Below are 16,369 nucleotides of genomic sequence, written 5' to 3'. Positions count from 1 at the left end.
ACGCTTCGTTTCGGCGCTGAAGGAGACCGCTCTTGCTCAGCCTCGCTTTTGCCGCCCTTGTCGTGGCGCAACCACAGCCGGCGGGACCGTCCGCCCTGCTTCTCAAGCCCGCCCGCGTCTTCGACGGAGCGGCGGTGCATGCCGGCTGGCAGGTGCTGGTCCGCGGCGACCGGATCGAGGCGGCCGGCCCCACCCTTGCCGCCCCGGCCGACGTCCGGGTGATCGAATTGCCCGGGACGACCCTGATGCCCGGCATGATCGAGGGGCATGGCCATCTCTTCCTCCATCCCTACAACGAGGCCAAGTGGGACGCGCAGGTGCTGAACGAGCCGCTTGCGCTGCGCACCGCGCGGGCTGTCGTCGCGGCCCGGCAGACGCTCGAGGCCGGCTTCACCACCTTGCGCGACCTCGGCACCGAGGGGGCGGGTTTCGCGGACGTCGGGCTTCGCCAGGCGATCGATCAGGGGATCGTCCCCGGACCCCATCTCCTCGTCGCGACCAAGGCGATCGTCGCGCGCGGCGCCTATGGCCCCAAGGGGTTCGAGCCCGGGGTTCCCATCCCGCAAGGCGCGCAGGAGGCGAGCGGAATCGACGAGGTCGTGCGCGCGGTCCGCGAGCAGATCGCGGGCGGGGCGGACTTGATTAAACTTTATGGCGATTATCGCTGGCGGAGCGGCGAGGAGAGCCGTCCGACCTTTTCGCTCGCCGAACTCAAAGCCGCGGTCGAGGCGGCGCATGACGCGGGACGCGAGGTCGCGATCCACACCTCGACCCCGGAGGGAATGCGCCGTGCGATCGCGGCCGGCGCCGACACGATCGAACATGGCTATGGCGGCACGGCCGAGATTTTCGCGGCGATGAAGGCGCGGGGGATGACATTATGCCCGACGCTCGCCGCAGCCGACGCGGTGGCACGCTACGCCGGCTGGAACGGGCAGGAGCCGGCGCCGGCCGGGGTGGCGGAGAGCCGGCGGGCCTTTTCCGCGGCGCTGAAATCGGGCGTACGGATCTGCATGGGCGGCGACGTCGGGGTCTATGCCCATGGCGACAACGCCCGCGAGATGGCGCTGATGGTCGCAGGCGGGATGCGTCCGCTCGAGGTGCTGGCGGCGGCGACCGCGGGCAATGCCGCGGCGTTCGCGCTGCCCGACCGGGGCAGCATCCGGCCGGGCCTTCGCGCCGACCTCGTCGCGGTCGAGGGCGATCCGACCGCCGACATCACCGCCGTCCGGCGGGTCCGGATGGTGGTCAAGAACGGGCGGGTCGCCCGCGACTGATCATTGGCCCGGGCGGTAGGTCCGTTCGGTGTGGCCCTTCAGTTCGTCCGGGTAGAAATAGACGGGCCGGAGGTCGCCGGCCGCAAAGCGCTGCGCCTGGTCGTTGAAGTGCGGGGAGGCGGGATTGCCGCTCTCGCCGCCGGCCGTGATCGCCACCGCGCGGACGCGGGGTCCGAATTGGACCACCGCGACGAAGCTGTTTCCGCTCGTCCCATACCAGTTTCTCGTGCCCGACTTCGGTCCCGAGCCGACCGAGGCGAGAGAGCCCCAGATGCCCGAGGAAAAGGGCAGCGGGATGCTCGGCGCCGAGTCGCTGAACGGATGGTCGATCGCGGGCGAGATCCGCTGGAAGCGGTTGATCTCCCCCCATGGCACCTGCCAGCGCCCGAAGTCGGCGATGAGGCGGGTGACCGCTTGCGCCAACGCGTCGAGTTTCTGCGCGCCCGTCGTTCCAGAGGCCAGGCGGGCGAAGGCAGCGTTGCGCGATTCGTTGGGCAAAGGCGGAAGCTTGGGCTGGAGCGCCTCGCCCCAGAACATGGCGAGCGTCTGCGGCACGCTGGCCGCGCTCCAGCGCGTGTCCCATCCGCGCAGCGCGGCGATCGGCCCGGCCAGGAACGCGCGCCGGGGGTCGGCTGGCGGCAGCGCGTCATAGGCGGCGAGGAGCGGGGGAAGGAGCTCGGCGAAGCCCGGCTGGTCGGGATCATAGGCCGCCGCGCGGAGCCCCTCGAGCGTCCACCCCTTCGACCCCGTCAGCAGCGCTTGCGCGTGGAGGCCGCGATAATTTTCGCCGAAGCTGTCCATGTAGCGCGGGAAGCGCTTGGGATCGGGGCTGGCGCTGCCCGCGGCGCGATAGGGCCAGGCATTGGTGTTCTGGACCCATCCGGTGGCGGGCCGAAGCGCGTTGGGAAGGTCGGCTACCGCGTGCAGCCCCCGCCAGGCGGTCCGCGGATCGCTCCCGTCGACCACGCCGCGATAGTCGAAACGGTCGTCGCGGCGGGGCACGAACTGGGGATGAAGGTAGGCGACCTCGCCCTTGCGGGTTGCGACGAGCGTATTGTTCGAGCTGTTGGCCTTGAGGTCGGCGACGCTCATGAACGAGGCGAGGTCCTTGGTCTTGGTCCGCAGAAAGCTCTGCTGGAGCGCGGCCACCGGCCGGTCCATCATCGCAAAGGCGATCCAGCGCCTGCCCTCGGCCGCGACGATCGGGCCCTGCGGGGTGGCCCAGGTCCGGAACGTCCGGCTGGCGAGGTGGCCGTCCGCGGTCCGGTAACGCAGGGTCACGTCGCGGCGGGCGAGCGGCCGCCAGTCCTTGCCAACGCGGTATCGCGGCTGCGCGGCACCGGCCCGGACGTCGAACGCGAACTGGTCGACGCTGTCGACCCCGCTCGACGTGTGCATCCAGCCGATGTCGGGATTGAACCCCTGGTAGATGAAGAATTGCCCCCAGGTCGACGCGCCATAGGCGTTGAGCCCTTCCTCGCTCGACACCTGCTGCTCGGCCCGGAAGAAATAGCTGGTGTGGGGATTGATCAGCAGCAGCGCGTGACCGTCGGCGGTCAGCTGCGGGGCGATTGCGATTCCATTCGAGCCACGTGGCTCCCCGTCATAGGCCGCCGCCGTCTGCGACGTCGTACCGCCATAGAAACGCTGGAGCTTGCCGAGGTCGATCCGCTCGATGTCGCCACCGATGCTCCCCTCGGTGAAGCTGAGCGCCATCCACGGTTCGAACCGGGTCAGCACGCGCGGGCGCACCTCGGGGTGGGTCGCGAGATAGTAGTTCAGCCCCGCCGCCCAGCTGTCCATCAGCCGCCTGAGCCACGGCGGGCTCGCGGCATAATCGGCCTTGAGCCCGGCTTCGCTGACGTAGAGCCGGGCGCGCAGATCCTGCCAGATCGCCTTTTCGCCTTCGGCCTCGGCGGTGCGCCCGAGCGCGGTCAGGTAATTGGCCTCGATCCGCGGAAAGTCGTCCTCGGCCTGGGCGTAGATCATCCCGAACACGGCGTCGGCGTCGGTCTTGCCCTTGATGTGCGCGATGCCCCAGTCGTCGCGGGTAATGCTCACCCGTTGCGCCTCCACCGGGACCGGCGCCGGGGCCGCGGCAGCGAGGACGAGAAAGGCGAGGGGGGCGGTGCGGCGGAGGGCGAGGGTCATCCACGGATGCTGCGCGACCCGCCGCCGCTCGGCAAGAGGCTCAGGGGTTCAGCCACTCCGCGGTGAGCGAGCCGCGATGTCCCTCGGGCGCGAGCGCGCTGCGCAGCGCCTCGAGCATCGGCGGCAGTCCCTGCGTGAAGGCATAAGGCGGATTGACGACGAACAGGCCGGCACCGTTGTAGACTCCCGGCTGCTCGGCATCGAACAGCCAGTGCTCGATCGTCAGGAACTTCGGGATCCCGAGCCGGCGCAGCTGCTGCTTCCACTTTTCGTGCGTCTCGCGCTCCTTGAGCGGATACCAGATGACGGTCACGCCATGCGCCCATTTGCGCTGCGCGGCGGCGAGCGTGGCCGTGATCCGGGCGCGCTCGTCGGTCTGTTCGTAGGGCGGGTCGACCACAACCAGCCCGCGCGGCGTCTTGGTCGGCAGCATCGCGAGCCACAGCTCGTAGGCGTCACGCTGGTGGATTGCGGCCGGGGTGCCGCGCATCGCCTGGCGCAGCGCCACGACGTCCTGCGGATGCTTCTCGTTGAGGATCAGCGCGTCCTGCGGCCGGAGCAGTTGCGCGAGGACGAGCGGCGAGCCGGGGTATAGACGGGTTTCGCCATCGCCGTTCACCGCATTCACCGCGGCCCGATAGTCGTCGAGCAGCGGGCTGCCGTCGGCCAGCGCCCGAACCACGCCTTCCAGCGCTTCGCCGGTCCGCTGCGCGGTCTCGCCCTCGAGGTCGTAGAGGCCGCTGCCGGCGTGGGTGTCGATCAGGGTCAGCGCAGCGGGCTTCTGCTGGAGCGCGCGGACAAGCGCGATCAGCAGGCTGTGCTTGACCACATCGGCGCTGTTCCCGGCATGAAAGGAGTGGCGGTAGTTCATCGGGAGCGCGCTTTAGGACGCAGAAGCCTCGGCACCTAGACCGCGATCTCCCGATATTCGCCGGGCGCGATCCCTGCCACGGTCCAGTCGCCAATGGCCCATCTCACCAGCCGGAGGGTCGGAAGGCCGACGGCCGCGGTCATTCGCCGGACCTGCCGGTTGCGGCCCTCGCGGATGGAGATCTGAAGCCAATGATCGGGAATCGACTTGCGCACGCGGATCGGCGGATCGCGCGGCCACAGACCGGGGTCGTCGATCATCGCGACTTCGGCCGGGCGGGTCATGCCGTCGTTGAGGAGCACGCCCTTGCGCAACCGCTCCAGCGCCTCCTCCTGCGGGTCGCCCTCGACCTGCACGAGATAGGTCTTGGGCAGCTTGAACCGGGGATCGGCGATCCGCGCCTGCAGCCGCCCGTCGTCGCACAGCAGCAGCAGGCCCTCGCTGTCCCGGTCGAGCCGCCCGGCGGGATAGACGCCTTTCACCGCGATATGGTTCGACAGCGTCGCGCGAGCGGTCGGCGATCCCCGGTCGGTGAACTGCGACAGCACCCCATAGGGTTTGTTGAACAGGATCAGCCGCGCCATCGTCATCCGGTCGTGGTGTGCGAGGTGGCGCGCCCGGCAGGACTCGAACCTGCGACCACGAGCTTAGAAGGCACGTGCTCTATCCAGCTGAGCTACGGGCGCCCGGCCCCTCGCTAGGCGGGTGCGGCCGCGCGCTCAAGCCGTTCATCGGCAGTTCAACGCCGCTGGCCTGTCTTGAACGAGCACGACAGGGGACAAGGTCATGCGACGAACCCGGGCCGCATTGCTGCTTCTGATGCTTGCGTCGCCCGCGGCGGCCGAGGCCGCGACGATCGTCATCGTCACCGACCCGATGACGCTCGAACGGCGGACGTTGGTGGTCGATCCCAGGGGTCCCGACCGCGTCTGGCTGTGCGCCTTGCCGCCGGCGACGACCGGCTGCCTCGACGTCACGCCGCGCCGCCCCTAGGCGGTCTCGAGCGCGCCCAGCAGGCTTTCGAACAGGCGTCGCCCGTCCTCATTGCCATGCGCCGTCTCGGCCGCGCGTTCGGGATGCGGCATCAGGCCGAGGACGTTCCCGGCGTCGTTGACGATCCCGGCAATGTCGTTGGCCGAGCCGTTGACCGGCGCGGTGTAGCGCAGCGCGACCCGGCCCTCGCCCTCGAGCCGGGCGAGTGTCTCGGCATCGGCCTGGTAATTGCCGTCATGGTGGGCGACGGGGATGGTGATCGCTTCGCCCGCTTCGTAGCCGCGGGTGAAGATGGTCTGGTTGTTCTCGACCCGCAGCGGCACCGACCGGCAGACGAAATTGAGGCCGGCGTTGCGCATCAGCGCGCCGGGCAGGAGGCCCGTCTCGGTCAGCACCTGAAAGCCATTGCAGATGCCGAGCACCGGCGTGCCCTTGCCCGCGGCCTCGACCACCGCCTGCATGATCGGCGAGCGCGCCGCCATGGCGCCCGAGCGCAGGTAGTCGCCGTAGGAAAAGCCGCCGGGAATGGCGACGAGATCGATGCCGTCGGGCAGGGCGGTCTCGCGGTGCCAGACCATGTGCGGCTTGGCCCCCCCGATCCGCTCCAGCGCGACGGCGAGGTCGCGGTCGCAATTGGAGCCGGGGAAGACGAGGACCGCGCTCTTCATAACGCCGCCCGCTCGATCTTGAAATTCTCGATGACGGTATTGGCGAGGAGCTTGCGGCACATCTCCTCGATCGCCTGGTCGTCGACGCTCTCGTCGACGTCGAGTTCGATCAGCTTGCCCGCGCGAACGTCGTTGACGCCGCGGAAGCCGAGGCCTTCCAGCGCATGATGGATGGCCTTGCCCTGGGGATCGAGCACACCGGATTTGAGGGTTACCAGCACCCGCGCCTTCATCGCCTTGTCACTCCCGCTTTGGTCACGGCGCCTATGGACAATGGGTAAGGGTTGAGCAAGCATTAGCCCGCATCCTGCGCTCGGCACCTGGATGCCGCACCAGGGGGTAAGGGGACCGCTTTCATGGCCTATTTTGCGACTGCGCTGTTCCTCGGACTGTTCCTGGTGGGTCCGACCTATTTCCACTGGTCCGATCCCGGCGGCCGGGTGTCGCTCGCGCTGCTGACCGCGTTCCTGCTCGGCGCGGTGGCGGGCTACAAGGCGAAGGGCTGAGCCCGGCTCAAAGCCAGTCGTGCCGGCAGTACCAGTCGGCGGTGTCGGCAAGGCCCTGCGGGGTGGGAATGCGCGGTGACCACAAAGATTCGGGCGGACGGCGGGCCGGATCGACCGTCCAGTCGGGGTGGCAGAAATAGGCCGCGCGATCGGGCGTGAGCTTGGCCTTGTCGCGCCGCAGCAGCCCGTCGATCCTCGCGCCCATCCGGATCATCGCCGCGGGCACGGGAAGGGCAATCGCCCGACGATCCTGCGCGGCCGCCAGCGCCGCGGCGAATTCGCGGTGGGTCCAGCCGCCCTCGCGGCCGTCGTCGGGCTCGACCAGCAATTGCGACGGTGCCGCGGGATCGGCCAGCGCCAGCAAAAGGCGCGAAAGGTCGTCGGCATGGATCAGGCTGAGCCGCCCACCCGGCGGCAGCGGGACCAGGCCCAGCCGGGCCGCCTTGAACAGTTCAAGCGTCTCGCGGTCGCCGGGCCCATAGACTGCGGGCGGCCGGACGATCGCCCAGTCGAGCCCGCTGCGGGAAACCAGTTCCTCGGCCCGGGCCTTGGACGCGCCATAGTCCGACAGCTTTGGCTCGCGCGCGGCGAGGCTCGAGACATGGACGAAACGGCGCACCCCGGCCGCGGTCGCCGCCGCCAGCACCGCCAGCGTGCCCGTGACATTGCCCGCCTCGAAGCCCGCCTTATCGGGCGCATTGATGACGCCCGCGACATGGATCACCGCCTCGGCATGCTCGACCAGCCGCTGGAGCGCCTGGCGATTGTCGAGCGCCCCCTGCACCCAGGTCACGCCGTGACGCTCGCCCTGCGAGCGGCGGGTCAGCGCGACGACCTCGTGGCCTTCCTCGACGGCGAGCGCCAGCAGCCGGCCGCCGACGAACCCCGTCGCGCCGGTGATCGCGATCCTCACAGCGGCGACCAGGCCTTTTCCGCCGCGTCCTCGGGCGGATCGTCCTCGGAAGGCGCATCGAGATAGTCGGCGAGCGCGTCGAGCACCGCTTCCAGCCCGATTCCGCCCGCCGCCGACAGCGCGAACACCTTCGCGCCGCTCTCCTCCGCGAGCTCGGCCGACAGCGCCTCGATCAACTCGGCGTCGATCGTGTCGACCTTGTTCAGCGCGACCACCACCGGCTTTTCCTCGAGCCCCGCCCCATAGGCATCGAGCTCGGTCCGGACGATCCGGTAGCTTTCGGCCACGTCCTCATCGTTGCAGTCGACGAGGTGCAGCAGCACGCGGGTCCGCTCGATATGGCCGAGGAAACGGTCGCCGATGCCCGCGCCGTCGGCGGCGCCCTCGATCAGCCCCGGAATGTCGGCGACGACGAATTCGCGCTGGCGGTGGCTGACGACGCCGAGCTGCGGGCGGAGCGTGGTGAAGGCGTAGGCGCCCACCTTGGCATCGGCATTGGTGACCGCGTTGATGAAGGTCGACTTGCCGGCATTGGGCAGGCCCACGAGCCCGACGTCCGCGAGCAGCTTCAGCCGCAGCCACACCGCCATCTCCTCGCCTGGCCAGCCCTTCTGGTGCTGGCGCGGCGCGCGGTTGGTGCTGGTCTTGTAACTGGCATTGCCGCGGCCGCCGTCACCGCCCTTGAGGAAGACGATCCGCTCGCCCTCGCGGGTGAGATCGGCGAGCACGGTGCGTTCTTCATCATCGGCGAGGATCTGGGTCCCAACCGGCACCTTGATGACGAGGTCCTCGCCATAGGCGCCCGAGCGGTTCGAGCCCGCGCCGCCCTTGCCGCGCGGAGCCCGGAAATGCTGGGTGTAGCGGAAGTCGATCAGCGTATTGAGGCCGTGGACGGCCTCGAACACGATGTCGCCGCCCTTGCCGCCGTTGCCGCCGTCGGGTCCGCCATATTCGATATATTTTTCGCGCCGGAAACTGACGGCGCCCGGCCCGCCCGCGCCCGAGCGGACGAAGATCTTGGCCTGGTCAAGGAAATGCATGGGCCCGCCTTTAGCCGCGACGCTCGGCAAAGGCCAATCGCGCGCGCTGACACACAAGCGTAACATCGCTGTGACATGGCGCGCCTCGAGCTTGAAGGGGCATCCCATGAAGAACTTTTCGATTTCTGCCGCCGTCGCGCTGTGCGCGGCATTCGTCGCCACACCCGCCGCCGCGCGGGAGGACAGCCAGGTCTGGACCGGTGCCACCGCCACGGTGAAGCTCGATCCCAAGTGGCGCATCTCGCAGGAGCTGATCGGCCGCTTCAGCGACAATCGCAACGGCCTCTACGAGGTCGAGGCGGTGACCATGCTCGGCTACAAGCTCGACTCCAAGGTCACGCTGGCCGGCGGCTACGTCCACAACCCGCTCTACGCCGCGGGCGACTTCACGATGATGGAGCACCGTGCCCGCGAGCAGGTGACGGTCGACAACATCGCCAAGCTGGGCGGCGGTTCACTGAGCGGCCGGCTTCGGCTCGAGCAGCGCTGGCGCGAGAATGTCGACGGCACCGCCTGGCGGATGCGGCCCTATCTCAAATATTCGCACCCTTTGGTCGGCAAGACCTCGCTGACCCTGAGCTCGGAAGCCTTCGTCAATCTGAAGAAGACCCCGTTTCAGAAGGTCAACGGGCTCGACCGCTTCCGCAACCTCGTCGCGGTCAATGTGCCGCTGTCGAAGCAGCTCAACGTCGAGGCGGGCTATCTCAACCAGTACGGCATCGTCCGCGGCGGGCCCGACAACATCGACCACGTTGCCTCGATCTCGCTCGGCCTGAGCCTCTGATCGGCTAGGCGAGGAGGCGCCACAAACCCCAGCTGCTGGTGGCGGTCAGGACGATTCCCACCATCACCAGCAGTTTGTCGGCCGCGATCCGCTTGGCCATCACCGCGCCGAGCGGAGCGGCGACGACCCCGCCGATCAGCAGCCCGATGATGGTGGTGGTGAATGCTTCCCAGCCGAGCGTCAGCAGGAACGTCGCCGAGATCGTCAGCGTCAGGAAGAATTCGGCGGTGTTGACCGTGCCGATGGTGAAGCGCGGCTCGCTGCCCTGAACCATCAGGTTGGAGGTCACCACGGGCCCCCAGCCGCCGCCGCCCGCCGCGTCGAGGAAACCGCCGACGAGGCCGAGCGGCGCGACGATCTTCGGCGGCCTCACCACATGGCGATGCGTGAAGCCACGCCAGAAGAGATAGAGGCCGAGCAGTAGCAGATAGGCGAGCACGAACGGCCGCGCGGCATCGGCGTGGATGTTGCTCAGCACATAGGCGCCGAGCACCCCGCCGATCACCCCGGGCAGGACCAGCCGGGTGAACAGCCGCCAGTCGACGTTGCGGTGGGCGACATGGCTGACCGCGCTGATCCCGGTGGTGAAGGTCTCCGCGGTATGCACCCCCGCGCTCGCCACCGCCGGCGGAACGCCCATGCCGACCAGCAGGGTCGAACTGATGGTCCCATAGGCCATGCCGAGCGCGCCATCGATCAGCTGGGCGGCGAAGCCGATCAGGATGAAGGGGAGGAGCAGCGCGGGATCGGCGGCAATTTCGGCGAAAATGGCGGCGACCTCGCGCTGTTCGGTTGGCTCCCATGCCCCACATCGGGGCGAGCGAGAAGGGGCGGGGCGGCCCGCATCCTTTGCAACCGCGCCGGGAAGACATACATTCACGCCGAACAGCCACACTTAAGGACGCGCCGTTTGGCTCTGGCACTCCTCGAATATCTGGACAGCGTGAAGGAACGGGACCCGGCGGCACGAAGCCGGTGGGACGTCATCCTCTACCCCGGCGCCTGGGCTCTGCTCTACCATCGCATCGCCCACTGGCTGTGGATGGGAAAGCTCACCTGGCTGGCGCGGTTCGTCAATCATTTCAGCCGTTTCATGACCGGGATCGACATTCATCCCGGCGCGACCATCGGCCGCCATTTCTTCATCGACCATGGCTTCACGGTGATCGGCGAGACCGCCACCATCGGGGACAATGTCACCATCTACCAGTGCGTGACCCTCGGCGGGACCAATCCCTCGACGGGAATCGGCGGCAAGCGCCACCCGACGCTCGAGGACAATGTCGTGATTGGCTCGGGCGCGCAGGTGCTGGGCCCGATCACCATCGGCCGCGGCGGCCGGGTCGGGGCCAATAGCGTGGTGACCAAGGACGTGCTTCCCGACACCACCGTGGTCGGGATCCCCGCGCGGCCGGTGCCGGTCGATCTCGTCCACTACAGCCCGGGTTTCGTCCCTTATGGCACGCCCTGCGGCGAGGACGTCGATCCGGTCCGCGCCCGGCTCGCGACGATGGAGGAGGAGCTCGCCGAGCTTCGCGCCGAACTCGCCAGCCTCAAGACGCGGCGCCAGCCCCGGCCGGAGACCCGGAGCGCGTGAGCAGCGTCACTCCCTTTCCGGGGCGCGTTGACCGGAAAGCCGTCGCCACCTTCGACCGCTGGGAACTTCAGAAGATCCTCGACCTCTACGGCCGGATGGTCGCGGCGGGGCACTGGCGCGACTATGCCATGCAGTTCGCGCCCGACCTCGCCAGCTTCGCCGCCTTCCGTCGCACTGCCGAGCGGCCCGAAATCCGCATCGAAAAACGCCCCTCGCTTCGGGTGAAGCAAGGGGCGTGGGCGTTGGTCTCGGAACATGGCGCGGTGCTCAAGCGGGGACACGAGCTCGGACCCGTGCTCGCCCCGCTCGAGCGCCGGCTGATCAAGCTGGTTGCGGACTGACCCGCGCGCCGGTGGCCGGCAGGTAATGCTGCAGGCCGTCGGGAAGCCGCTCAACGATCGCGGCCCGCGCCTGGTGCCAGAAGGCCGACAGGAGCAGCAGCGCCGAGCCGATGATCAGCGCGGTCAGCGCGATGTTGATGCCGACCGCGCCGAAGGTCTCGAACAGGCTGTTGAGCGCGAACAGCACATAGGCCAGCGCCGAGACCAGCAGCGCTCGGCGGTCGATCGCCAAAGCGGCGATCCCCAGCAGCACGTAGATACCGACGATGGTCAGGCCTTCGCCGATGGTCGCGTCGCCGTCGTTCAGCCCGAGCAGGGTGAAGACCGGGTGGACGATCATCGGCGCCGCCAGCAGGTGCAGCCAGAAGGCGACGTCCGAGCGGCGGGTGACGCGGGCGGGGTCCGAACTGTCCCAGCGCATCGCGAATAGGAACACGCCGACCCCCAGCAGCAGCACAGTCGCCAGCACGAAGGTCTTGAGCATCGGCACGTCGCCGAGGCTGGCCGCGACCAGCGCCACGACAATCCCCGCGACCGAGGCTGCGCCGGCGGCGACGGTGATCGGAACCCGGAAGCGCTTCCAGTGCAGCCAGGCGGCGGCGGCACCCGCAGCTGCGGCGATCGCCGCGACCATGCCGGCGACGACTTCGCCGCCGTCATTGGGCCCGTCGAAGCGCTGCTCGCCGACCGTCAGCACGCCCGTGAAGCCGACCGCCGCGACGACCCCGCCAACAAAGGCGAGGAGGAGCAGGATCGAAGGCAGGGCCATGCGGCGCCGCGCGGTGAAGAAGAGGGCGAGACCCCAGGCGGTGGCGGCGATCAGCGCCGGCGCGACGGGCGAGGGACCGTCGGTCTCGATCCGCAGGCCAGCGGCGGCGCCGAGGCTCTGGCCGAGGAAGCCGACCGCGAACAGCAGGATCGCCGCTGCGATCGAGACGAAGATGTCGTTAAAGCCGGTGATCAGCCGGAAATGCTCTTCGTCGACGCCGGGCGCGCTGCGCTGGTTATCGACGAAGGTGCGAAGGGCGGTCGCCGACTCGGGGCTGATCGCCCCGGCCGCCACCGCCTCATCGAGGTCGTTCTGTGTGTACATGAAAACACCTCCCTGTTGCCGCGGAGGCTACAGGGAGGTGTGCTATTGTGTCAATACAGCGGCGCAGTTGCCGCGTCAGGCCGGCTTAGCGGCAGACGTAGCGCTTGCGGCTGCGTTCGACCTCGCGGCCGATCAGCGCACCGGCGGCGGCGCCGACGATGGTGCCGGTCACGCGCGAGCCGCGGGTGTCGATCGCACGGCCGATCAGCGCACCGCCGGCCGCGCCTACGATAAGGCCGGTGGTGCCGTTGTTGCGGCGGCAGCGCAGGCGGCCCTGGCCATCGTACCAGGTCTTGCCCGAATAATAGCGCGTCCGCGCCGAAGCCTCGGGGGCCATGGCGACGGGGACCGCCAGGCTGGTGGCGGCAAGCGCCAGCATCATCTTCCGCATCTCGTCTTCTCCTGTCTCGTTGCGGTATCGCTTCCCTTGTCTGGACATCTGAACCTGAACGGTCGAGCAATGATCAGCATGGTTAAGCGTTGGATAAGCCATTAACGGCCAAGCGACGCGGAAGCTCCGACGGGACGAAGCAGGGCATGTGCAATCTCTACTCGATGACCGCGAGCGTGGACGAGATGAAGCGCCTGTTCGGAAGCTTCGACGGCGAGACCAGCAACCTTCCGCCGTTCGCCGAAATCTATCCGGGCAAGCCCGCGCCGGTGCTCCGCCGGGGCGAGACCGGCGGCCTCAGGCTCGATCTCATGGAATGGGGTTTCCCCGGGCCCGCCGCGGCCAAAGGCCGGCCAGTGACCAACATCCGAAACCTTGCCAGCCCCTTCTGGCGAAGCGCGCTCAACCGGCCCGATCGCCGCTGCATCGTCCCCGTCACGCGCTTCTGCGAATGGGAGGGGGAGAAGGGCTCCAAGCGCAAGGTCTGGTTCGGGCTTCACGAGGAATCCGAGCCGTTGTTCGCCTTCGCCGGCCTGTGGCGCCCGGGCGAGGGCGGGATCGCCTACATGGCCTTTCTCACCTGCGAGCCCAATGCGACCGTCGGCGCGGTTCACCCCAAGGCGATGCCGGTGATGCTCCGCCCGGCCGACGTCCCGCGCTGGCTCGACAGCGAGGCGGCGACCGCCTGCGAACTTGCGGTCCCCTATGCCGACACCGATATGCGACGTCTGCCGTAACGATCAGGGGAATGGACGATGGCCAAGGACAAGAAGGCGAAGAAGGGCGACCAGCCCGAGGCTGCCAAGCCGAAGAAGGCCAAGGACAAGGCGAAGAAGGGTAAGGGCGCCAAGCTCAAGATCCGCTTCACCGAGCGGCCCCATCCGCTCGAGGCCCTGTCCAAGCTTGCCGATCATCCGCTCGTCTCCGAACTGCTCGCGGCCGGCGCGCTGGCGGCGGTCGCGGCGGTGGCCGAGGCCGGTTCGAAGAATGCCGACGCGATCAAGTCGGCCGACAGCGCGAAAAAGGCCGGCAAGGCCGCCGCGGCCGCAATCGGTGCGCGACTGCTCAAGGAATTCACCGCGGCCAAGGACGCCGCTCCGGCCAAGCCCGCGGCGAAGAAGTAGAAAAGGTCAGGCCGCGGGTCGCCTGAGGAGGGTGATCCGCGCCCGGCCGGTCTCCCGCTCGGTGTCGAGGTCGAGGCCGCCCGGCGTCACGACTTCGCGCCGCTCGGTCTCGAGCGCCAGCCAGCCGCCGGGCGCCAGCCAGCCGGCCTTTTCCACCGCCTCACGGACGGCATCGCCCGACCCCGCCGCATAAGGCGGATCGGCAAAGATGAGATCGAAGGGCGCGCGGGCGGGGAGGCGGAGCGCCGAGCCTGAGAGCAGCTCGATCGCGGCGCCCAGCTTTGCCGCATTGGCCTCGATCGCCTTGCGCGCGGCGCTGTCGGTCTCGACCAGCGTCGCATGCCCTGCGCCGCGCGACAGCGCTTCGAAGGCCAGCGCGCCGCTCCCGGCGAACAGGTCGGCGACGCGCAGCTCCTCGAAGCTGCCGAGCCGGCTCACCAGCATCGAGAACAAGGTCTCGCGGGTGCGGTCGGCGGTGGGCCTGGTAGAAAGCGAGGGCGGGGCCACCAAGGGGCGGCCCCGCCATGTGCCGGCGATGATCCTCATGGGGACGAGCCCCTATCACCGCCGGGGTAGGCAAGTCAGTAGACGACGCGCGTGGTCTTGATCCCCTGCTTCGCCAGATAGTCCTGCACGCTGTTGTTGCCCGCGAGATGGCCCGCGCCGACCGCCACGAACACCGTTCCCGGCTCCTTCAGGCGATTGTCGATCCACTTGGCCCAGGTCGCGTTGCGCTTGGCCAGCAGGACGTCGGCCAGCATCGGGCTCTGCGTCTCCATCTCGTTGATGAGCTTGGCGAAACCCTCGGCGTCGCCGTCGTTCCACAGCTTGGTCATGCGCGCGAAGGTCGCGGGCGCATCCTTCATCGTCGCCGCCGTATATTCGAGCAGGCGGACCTGCTCGGCCTCGGGCAGCGCGTCGAAGATGCCCATCTGGAATTCGAGCGTCTCGAGCTGGTCGAGCGGCTTGCCCGTCGCCTTGGCCGCCTTGGTGATGATCGCCTCGGCGCCCTGCTCGCCGGTCTTGCCGAGCTTCTGGGCGCTAAGCACGCTCAGCATCATCGAGGCGAAGAAGGGCTTGAACTGGTCGAAGCCGGTCGCCGGGACACCAAGGCTGGCGAGGGCTTCGGCGAAGTCCTTCTTGCCCTTGTCGCTGAGCTTCGAGGTCAGCGGCTTGCCGTCGGTCGCCATGGCATATTTCTGCATGAGCGGCGCAACCTCGGCCGGATTCTCGGGCTGGATGATCTCGAGATAGACCTTGCTCGAGCGGTCGAAGGCGGCCCGGACCTCGTCGTTGAACCAGTCGGTCTTGCCGTCGAGCGCATGGAAGGTGCCGAACAGGTAGATGGTCGTGTCCTTGTCCTTCACCACCCACAAGGCCGGATCGGTGTCGGGCAGCTTGGCCGCCGCGGGCGCCGCGGTCGCCGGGGCCGCCTGGGCCAGGGCCGGCGGGGCGAGCAGGAAGGAGGCGGCCAGGAGGGCCGTCTTCAGGGTCTTGCGCATGTCATTCACTCCTGTTGGAACCGTGGGTTTTCAGCGAAATCGGTAGAAGAGGTAGCTGGCGGCCAGCGCCGCGTAGAAGCCGAGGAAGAGCATCCAGTGGCTCGGCTCGGGCAGCAGGCCGCCCTTCCAGAGTACGAACCAGACCGGATAGGCGAGGACGTAGAACAGGCCTGCGGCGGCGGTCGCCTTGTACTGGAGCTGGCGCTCGACCTCGTCGCACAGCGCGCGCAGCAGCCATGAGCCGATCCCGATCGCCGCGAGGAAGGTCGCGACCAGCCCGATGGCGAGCGAGGGCGGCCATTTGGCGTCGGGCGCGAAGCCGTCATCGGCAACCAGGTAACCGACAATCCCGCCGCTCACGAGGCCGATGGCGAACAGGCTGCCCTTGATCAGCCAGATCTTCCGTTCGCGCTGCTTCAGGCGCAGTTCGCCCGACAATTCATTGCTGGTCGTCATGGAAGATTTCCTCGATCCGAAGGTCGAACAGGCGGGCAAGCTTGAAGGCGAGGGGCAGGCTCGGGTCATATTTGCCGGTCTCGATGGCGTTCACCGCCTGGCGCGACACGCCCAGCCGGCCGCCGAGCTCGGCCTGGCTCCAGCCCCGTTCGGCGCGGAGAACCCGGAGGCGATTGTTCATGCCCCTTCCTCGTCCTCGTCGCGAAGCCGGAAGGCGAGCACGGCGGTGGGAAGGGTCAGCGAATAGAGGAAGGCACCCCAGAAGACCCCGTTCCACTCGTCATAGCCGCGCGGGACCCACCAGCCGTGGTCGCTGGCGATGGCGATGTAGATGACGCCGAGGAGGACGAGCGCGGTGAACAGCTGGAACGCCGTCTCCATCGCGCTGGCGCGAAGGTTGCGCTCATATTCGTCGAGCTGGCCCGGCTGCTCGCCCGTGATCCGGTTGAGCCGCGTTCCCGCCAGCAGCGCGAGGCCGACCAGGCTGGCGACCACCAGCACGAGGCCGACCGCCTTCACCGCCAGGTCGTCGCCGAGGAAGACCCGCATCAGCGCCCCGGCCGGATAGGCGGCGAGGGTCAGGATCGCGAGACCTCGAATGGTGGCGAGCGAGCGCGGCTTGCCGCCCGGATTGCGAAGCGAACGGTAGAAGATCATCGTCC

The 16,369-nt window shown here is 68.6% G+C and carries 23 protein-coding genes and 1 tRNA gene; 8 read left to right on the top strand and 16 right to left on the bottom strand.

Features of this window, described 5'->3' with window-relative positions; translation table 11 throughout:
• Positions 1–32: 32 nt before the first annotated feature.
• Positions 33–1,277, top strand: coding sequence for a metal-dependent hydrolase family protein (locus tag BS69_RS0105835; RefSeq protein WP_029941032.1), 1,245 nt, complete (start codon positions 33–35; stop codon positions 1,275–1,277).
• Here BS69_RS0105835 and BS69_RS0105830 read toward each other — a convergent pair whose 3' ends face one another.
• The 4 genes from BS69_RS0105830 to BS69_RS0105815 form a co-directional block, all read right to left on the bottom strand.
• Positions 1,278–3,428, bottom strand: a complete 2,151-nt coding sequence (locus BS69_RS0105830; protein WP_029941031.1) for a penicillin acylase family protein — start codon at positions 3,426–3,428, stop codon at positions 1,278–1,280.
• Positions 3,429–3,468: 40 nt separating this feature from the next.
• Positions 3,469–4,299: a 23S rRNA (adenine(2030)-N(6))-methyltransferase RlmJ gene (locus BS69_RS0105825; RefSeq protein ID WP_029941030.1), complete on the bottom strand. Its 831-nt coding sequence runs from the start codon at positions 4,297–4,299 to the stop codon at positions 3,469–3,471.
• A gap of 35 nt (positions 4,300–4,334) precedes the next feature.
• Entirely contained in the window at positions 4,335–4,883 is a 549-nt protein-coding gene (locus BS69_RS0105820) for a pseudouridine synthase (RefSeq protein ID WP_029941029.1), read from the bottom strand.
• Between the two features lie 25 nt (positions 4,884–4,908).
• Positions 4,909–4,985 (bottom strand) — tRNA-Arg (locus BS69_RS0105815).
• Between the two features lie 133 nt (positions 4,986–5,118).
• Between BS69_RS0105815 and BS69_RS14225 the strand changes: the two genes are divergently transcribed.
• On the top strand, positions 5,119–5,292 hold the full coding sequence (locus BS69_RS14225; protein WP_156956918.1) for a hypothetical protein: 174 nt from the start codon (positions 5,119–5,121) through the stop codon (positions 5,290–5,292).
• Here BS69_RS14225 and purQ read toward each other — a convergent pair.
• On the bottom strand, positions 5,289–5,960 hold the full coding sequence (purQ, locus tag BS69_RS0105805; RefSeq protein WP_029941028.1) for a phosphoribosylformylglycinamidine synthase subunit PurQ: 672 nt from the start codon (positions 5,958–5,960) through the stop codon (positions 5,289–5,291). The two genes, BS69_RS14225 and purQ, sit on opposite strands and share 4 nt — an antisense overlap.
• Positions 5,957–6,193 carry a phosphoribosylformylglycinamidine synthase subunit PurS gene (purS, locus tag BS69_RS0105800; RefSeq protein WP_029941027.1) on the bottom strand — a complete coding sequence of 79 codons (237 nt, stop codon included), beginning with the start codon at positions 6,191–6,193 and terminating at the stop codon, positions 5,957–5,959. The genes purQ and purS overlap by 4 nt, the downstream gene beginning before the upstream one ends.
• A 123-nt stretch (positions 6,194–6,316) precedes the next feature.
• Here purS and BS69_RS14220 point away from each other — a divergent pair, with 123 nt between their 5' ends.
• Positions 6,317–6,466, top strand: coding sequence for a hypothetical protein (locus BS69_RS14220; protein ID WP_156956916.1), 150 nt, complete (start codon positions 6,317–6,319; stop codon positions 6,464–6,466).
• Positions 6,467–6,473: 7 nt separating this feature from the next.
• Here BS69_RS14220 and BS69_RS0105790 read toward each other — a convergent pair whose 3' ends face one another.
• Positions 6,474–7,379: an NAD-dependent epimerase/dehydratase family protein gene (locus tag BS69_RS0105790; RefSeq protein WP_029941026.1), complete on the bottom strand. Its 906-nt coding sequence runs from the start codon at positions 7,377–7,379 to the stop codon at positions 6,474–6,476.
• Positions 7,376–8,419 carry a GTPase ObgE gene (gene obgE, locus BS69_RS0105785; RefSeq protein WP_029941025.1) on the bottom strand — a complete coding sequence of 348 codons (1,044 nt, stop codon included), beginning with the start codon at positions 8,417–8,419 and terminating at the stop codon, positions 7,376–7,378. Before obgE ends, BS69_RS0105790 begins: the two co-directional genes overlap by 4 nt.
• Before the next feature lie 106 nt (positions 8,420–8,525).
• Between obgE and BS69_RS0105780 the strand changes: the two genes are divergently transcribed.
• On the top strand, positions 8,526–9,203 hold the full coding sequence (locus BS69_RS0105780; RefSeq protein ID WP_029941024.1) for a DUF2490 domain-containing protein: 678 nt from the start codon (positions 8,526–8,528) through the stop codon (positions 9,201–9,203).
• Positions 9,204–9,207: 4 nt separating this feature from the next.
• On the opposite strand, the gene BS69_RS0105775 is transcribed toward BS69_RS0105780, so the two are convergent.
• Positions 9,208–9,972: a sulfite exporter TauE/SafE family protein gene (locus BS69_RS0105775; RefSeq protein WP_029941023.1), complete on the bottom strand. Its 765-nt coding sequence runs from the start codon at positions 9,970–9,972 to the stop codon at positions 9,208–9,210.
• Positions 9,973–10,113: 141 nt separating this feature from the next.
• On the opposite strand from BS69_RS0105775, the gene cysE reads away from it, so the two are divergent.
• Together cysE and BS69_RS0105765 are read left to right on the top strand one after the other, a co-directional pair.
• The gene (gene cysE, locus BS69_RS0105770; protein WP_029941022.1) at positions 10,114–10,800 is read left to right on the top strand and encodes a serine O-acetyltransferase; all 687 of its coding nucleotides are present in this window, start codon (positions 10,114–10,116) and stop codon (positions 10,798–10,800) included.
• Complete coding sequence (locus BS69_RS0105765; RefSeq protein ID WP_029941021.1) at positions 10,797–11,141, top strand: DUF2794 domain-containing protein; 345 nt, start codon at positions 10,797–10,799, stop codon at positions 11,139–11,141. The genes cysE and BS69_RS0105765 overlap by 4 nt, the downstream gene beginning before the upstream one ends.
• Here the strand turns inward: BS69_RS0105765 and BS69_RS0105760 are convergent.
• Together BS69_RS0105760 and BS69_RS0105755 are read right to left on the bottom strand one after the other, a co-directional pair.
• Positions 11,122–12,234 (bottom strand): hypothetical protein, encoded by a 1,113-nt coding sequence (locus BS69_RS0105760; RefSeq protein ID WP_029941020.1) that lies wholly within the window; start codon positions 12,232–12,234, stop codon positions 11,122–11,124. The two genes, BS69_RS0105765 and BS69_RS0105760, sit on opposite strands and share 20 nt — an antisense overlap.
• Positions 12,235–12,319: 85 nt before the next feature.
• Positions 12,320–12,625, bottom strand: coding sequence for a glycine zipper 2TM domain-containing protein (locus BS69_RS0105755; protein WP_029941019.1), 306 nt, complete (start codon positions 12,623–12,625; stop codon positions 12,320–12,322).
• Between the two features lie 146 nt (positions 12,626–12,771).
• Between BS69_RS0105755 and BS69_RS0105750 the strand changes: the two genes are divergently transcribed.
• Both BS69_RS0105750 and BS69_RS0105745 read left to right on the top strand, forming a co-directional pair.
• A complete protein-coding gene (locus BS69_RS0105750; RefSeq protein ID WP_037504398.1) occupies positions 12,772–13,362 on the top strand; it encodes an SOS response-associated peptidase in 591 nt (196 codons plus the stop codon).
• An 18-nt stretch (positions 13,363–13,380) separates the two neighbouring features.
• Entirely contained in the window at positions 13,381–13,749 is a 369-nt protein-coding gene (locus BS69_RS0105745) for a hypothetical protein (protein ID WP_029941017.1), read from the top strand.
• Between the two features lie 6 nt (positions 13,750–13,755).
• Here the strand turns inward: BS69_RS0105745 and rsmD are convergent, their stop codons facing one another.
• The 5 genes from rsmD to BS69_RS0105720 are packed head-to-tail and all read right to left on the bottom strand — an operon-like array spanning position 13,756 to position 16,364.
• Complete coding sequence (gene rsmD / locus BS69_RS0105740) at positions 13,756–14,295, bottom strand: 16S rRNA (guanine(966)-N(2))-methyltransferase RsmD (protein WP_029941016.1); 540 nt, start codon at positions 14,293–14,295, stop codon at positions 13,756–13,758.
• Between the two features lie 35 nt (positions 14,296–14,330).
• Entirely contained in the window at positions 14,331–15,251 is a 921-nt protein-coding gene (locus BS69_RS0105735) for a TraB/GumN family protein (protein WP_029941015.1), read from the bottom strand.
• A 30-nt stretch (positions 15,252–15,281) separates the two neighbouring features.
• Positions 15,282–15,707 (bottom strand): hypothetical protein, encoded by a 426-nt coding sequence (locus tag BS69_RS0105730; protein ID WP_029941014.1) that lies wholly within the window; start codon positions 15,705–15,707, stop codon positions 15,282–15,284.
• Positions 15,691–15,888 (bottom strand): helix-turn-helix transcriptional regulator, encoded by a 198-nt coding sequence (locus tag BS69_RS0105725; protein WP_029941013.1) that lies wholly within the window; start codon positions 15,886–15,888, stop codon positions 15,691–15,693. Before BS69_RS0105725 ends, BS69_RS0105730 begins: the two co-directional genes overlap by 17 nt.
• Complete coding sequence (locus BS69_RS0105720; protein ID WP_029941012.1) at positions 15,885–16,364, bottom strand: hypothetical protein; 480 nt, start codon at positions 16,362–16,364, stop codon at positions 15,885–15,887. The genes BS69_RS0105725 and BS69_RS0105720 overlap by 4 nt, the downstream gene beginning before the upstream one ends.
• Positions 16,365–16,369: the final 5 nt, after the last annotated feature.

It is taken from the genome of Sphingomonas astaxanthinifaciens DSM 22298, from assembly GCF_000711715.1.
In the GTDB taxonomy this organism is placed as follows: Bacteria; Pseudomonadota; Alphaproteobacteria; order Sphingomonadales; family Sphingomonadaceae; genus Sphingomicrobium; species Sphingomicrobium astaxanthinifaciens_A.
This window is presented reverse-complemented; position numbering and strand designations above follow the sequence as displayed.

Excerpts from the sequence above, each read along its gene's own strand:
- BS69_RS0105830 (WP_029941031.1), bottom strand. The coding sequence starts at position 3,428 with ATGACCCTCGCCCTCCGCCGCACCGCCCCCCTCGCCTTTCTCGTCCTC.
- BS69_RS0105825 (WP_029941030.1), bottom strand. The coding sequence starts at position 4,299 with ATGAACTACCGCCACTCCTTTCATGCCGGGAACAGCGCCGATGTGGTC.
- BS69_RS0105820 (WP_029941029.1), bottom strand. The coding sequence starts at position 4,883 with ATGGCGCGGCTGATCCTGTTCAACAAACCCTATGGGGTGCTGTCGCAG.
- BS69_RS14225 (WP_156956918.1), top strand. The coding sequence starts at position 5,119 with ATGCTTGCGTCGCCCGCGGCGGCCGAGGCCGCGACGATCGTCATCGTC.
- purQ (WP_029941028.1), bottom strand. The coding sequence starts at position 5,960 with ATGAAGAGCGCGGTCCTCGTCTTCCCCGGCTCCAATTGCGACCGCGAC.
- purS (WP_029941027.1), bottom strand. The coding sequence starts at position 6,193 with ATGAAGGCGCGGGTGCTGGTAACCCTCAAATCCGGTGTGCTCGATCCC.
- BS69_RS14220 (WP_156956916.1), top strand. The coding sequence starts at position 6,317 with ATGGCCTATTTTGCGACTGCGCTGTTCCTCGGACTGTTCCTGGTGGGT.
- obgE (WP_029941025.1), bottom strand. The coding sequence starts at position 8,419 with ATGCATTTCCTTGACCAGGCCAAGATCTTCGTCCGCTCGGGCGCGGGC.
- BS69_RS0105780 (WP_029941024.1), top strand. The coding sequence starts at position 8,526 with ATGAAGAACTTTTCGATTTCTGCCGCCGTCGCGCTGTGCGCGGCATTC.
- BS69_RS0105760 (WP_029941020.1), bottom strand. The coding sequence starts at position 12,234 with ATGTACACACAGAACGACCTCGATGAGGCGGTGGCGGCCGGGGCGATC.
- BS69_RS0105755 (WP_029941019.1), bottom strand. The coding sequence starts at position 12,625 with ATGCGGAAGATGATGCTGGCGCTTGCCGCCACCAGCCTGGCGGTCCCC.
- BS69_RS0105750 (WP_037504398.1), top strand. The coding sequence starts at position 12,772 with ATGTGCAATCTCTACTCGATGACCGCGAGCGTGGACGAGATGAAGCGC.
- BS69_RS0105745 (WP_029941017.1), top strand. The coding sequence starts at position 13,381 with ATGGCCAAGGACAAGAAGGCGAAGAAGGGCGACCAGCCCGAGGCTGCC.
- rsmD (WP_029941016.1), bottom strand. The coding sequence starts at position 14,295 with ATGAGGATCATCGCCGGCACATGGCGGGGCCGCCCCTTGGTGGCCCCG.
- BS69_RS0105735 (WP_029941015.1), bottom strand. The coding sequence starts at position 15,251 with ATGCGCAAGACCCTGAAGACGGCCCTCCTGGCCGCCTCCTTCCTGCTC.
- BS69_RS0105730 (WP_029941014.1), bottom strand. The coding sequence starts at position 15,707 with ATGACGACCAGCAATGAATTGTCGGGCGAACTGCGCCTGAAGCAGCGC.
- BS69_RS0105725 (WP_029941013.1), bottom strand. The coding sequence starts at position 15,888 with ATGAACAATCGCCTCCGGGTTCTCCGCGCCGAACGGGGCTGGAGCCAG.
- BS69_RS0105720 (WP_029941012.1), bottom strand. The coding sequence starts at position 16,364 with ATGATCTTCTACCGTTCGCTTCGCAATCCGGGCGGCAAGCCGCGCTCG.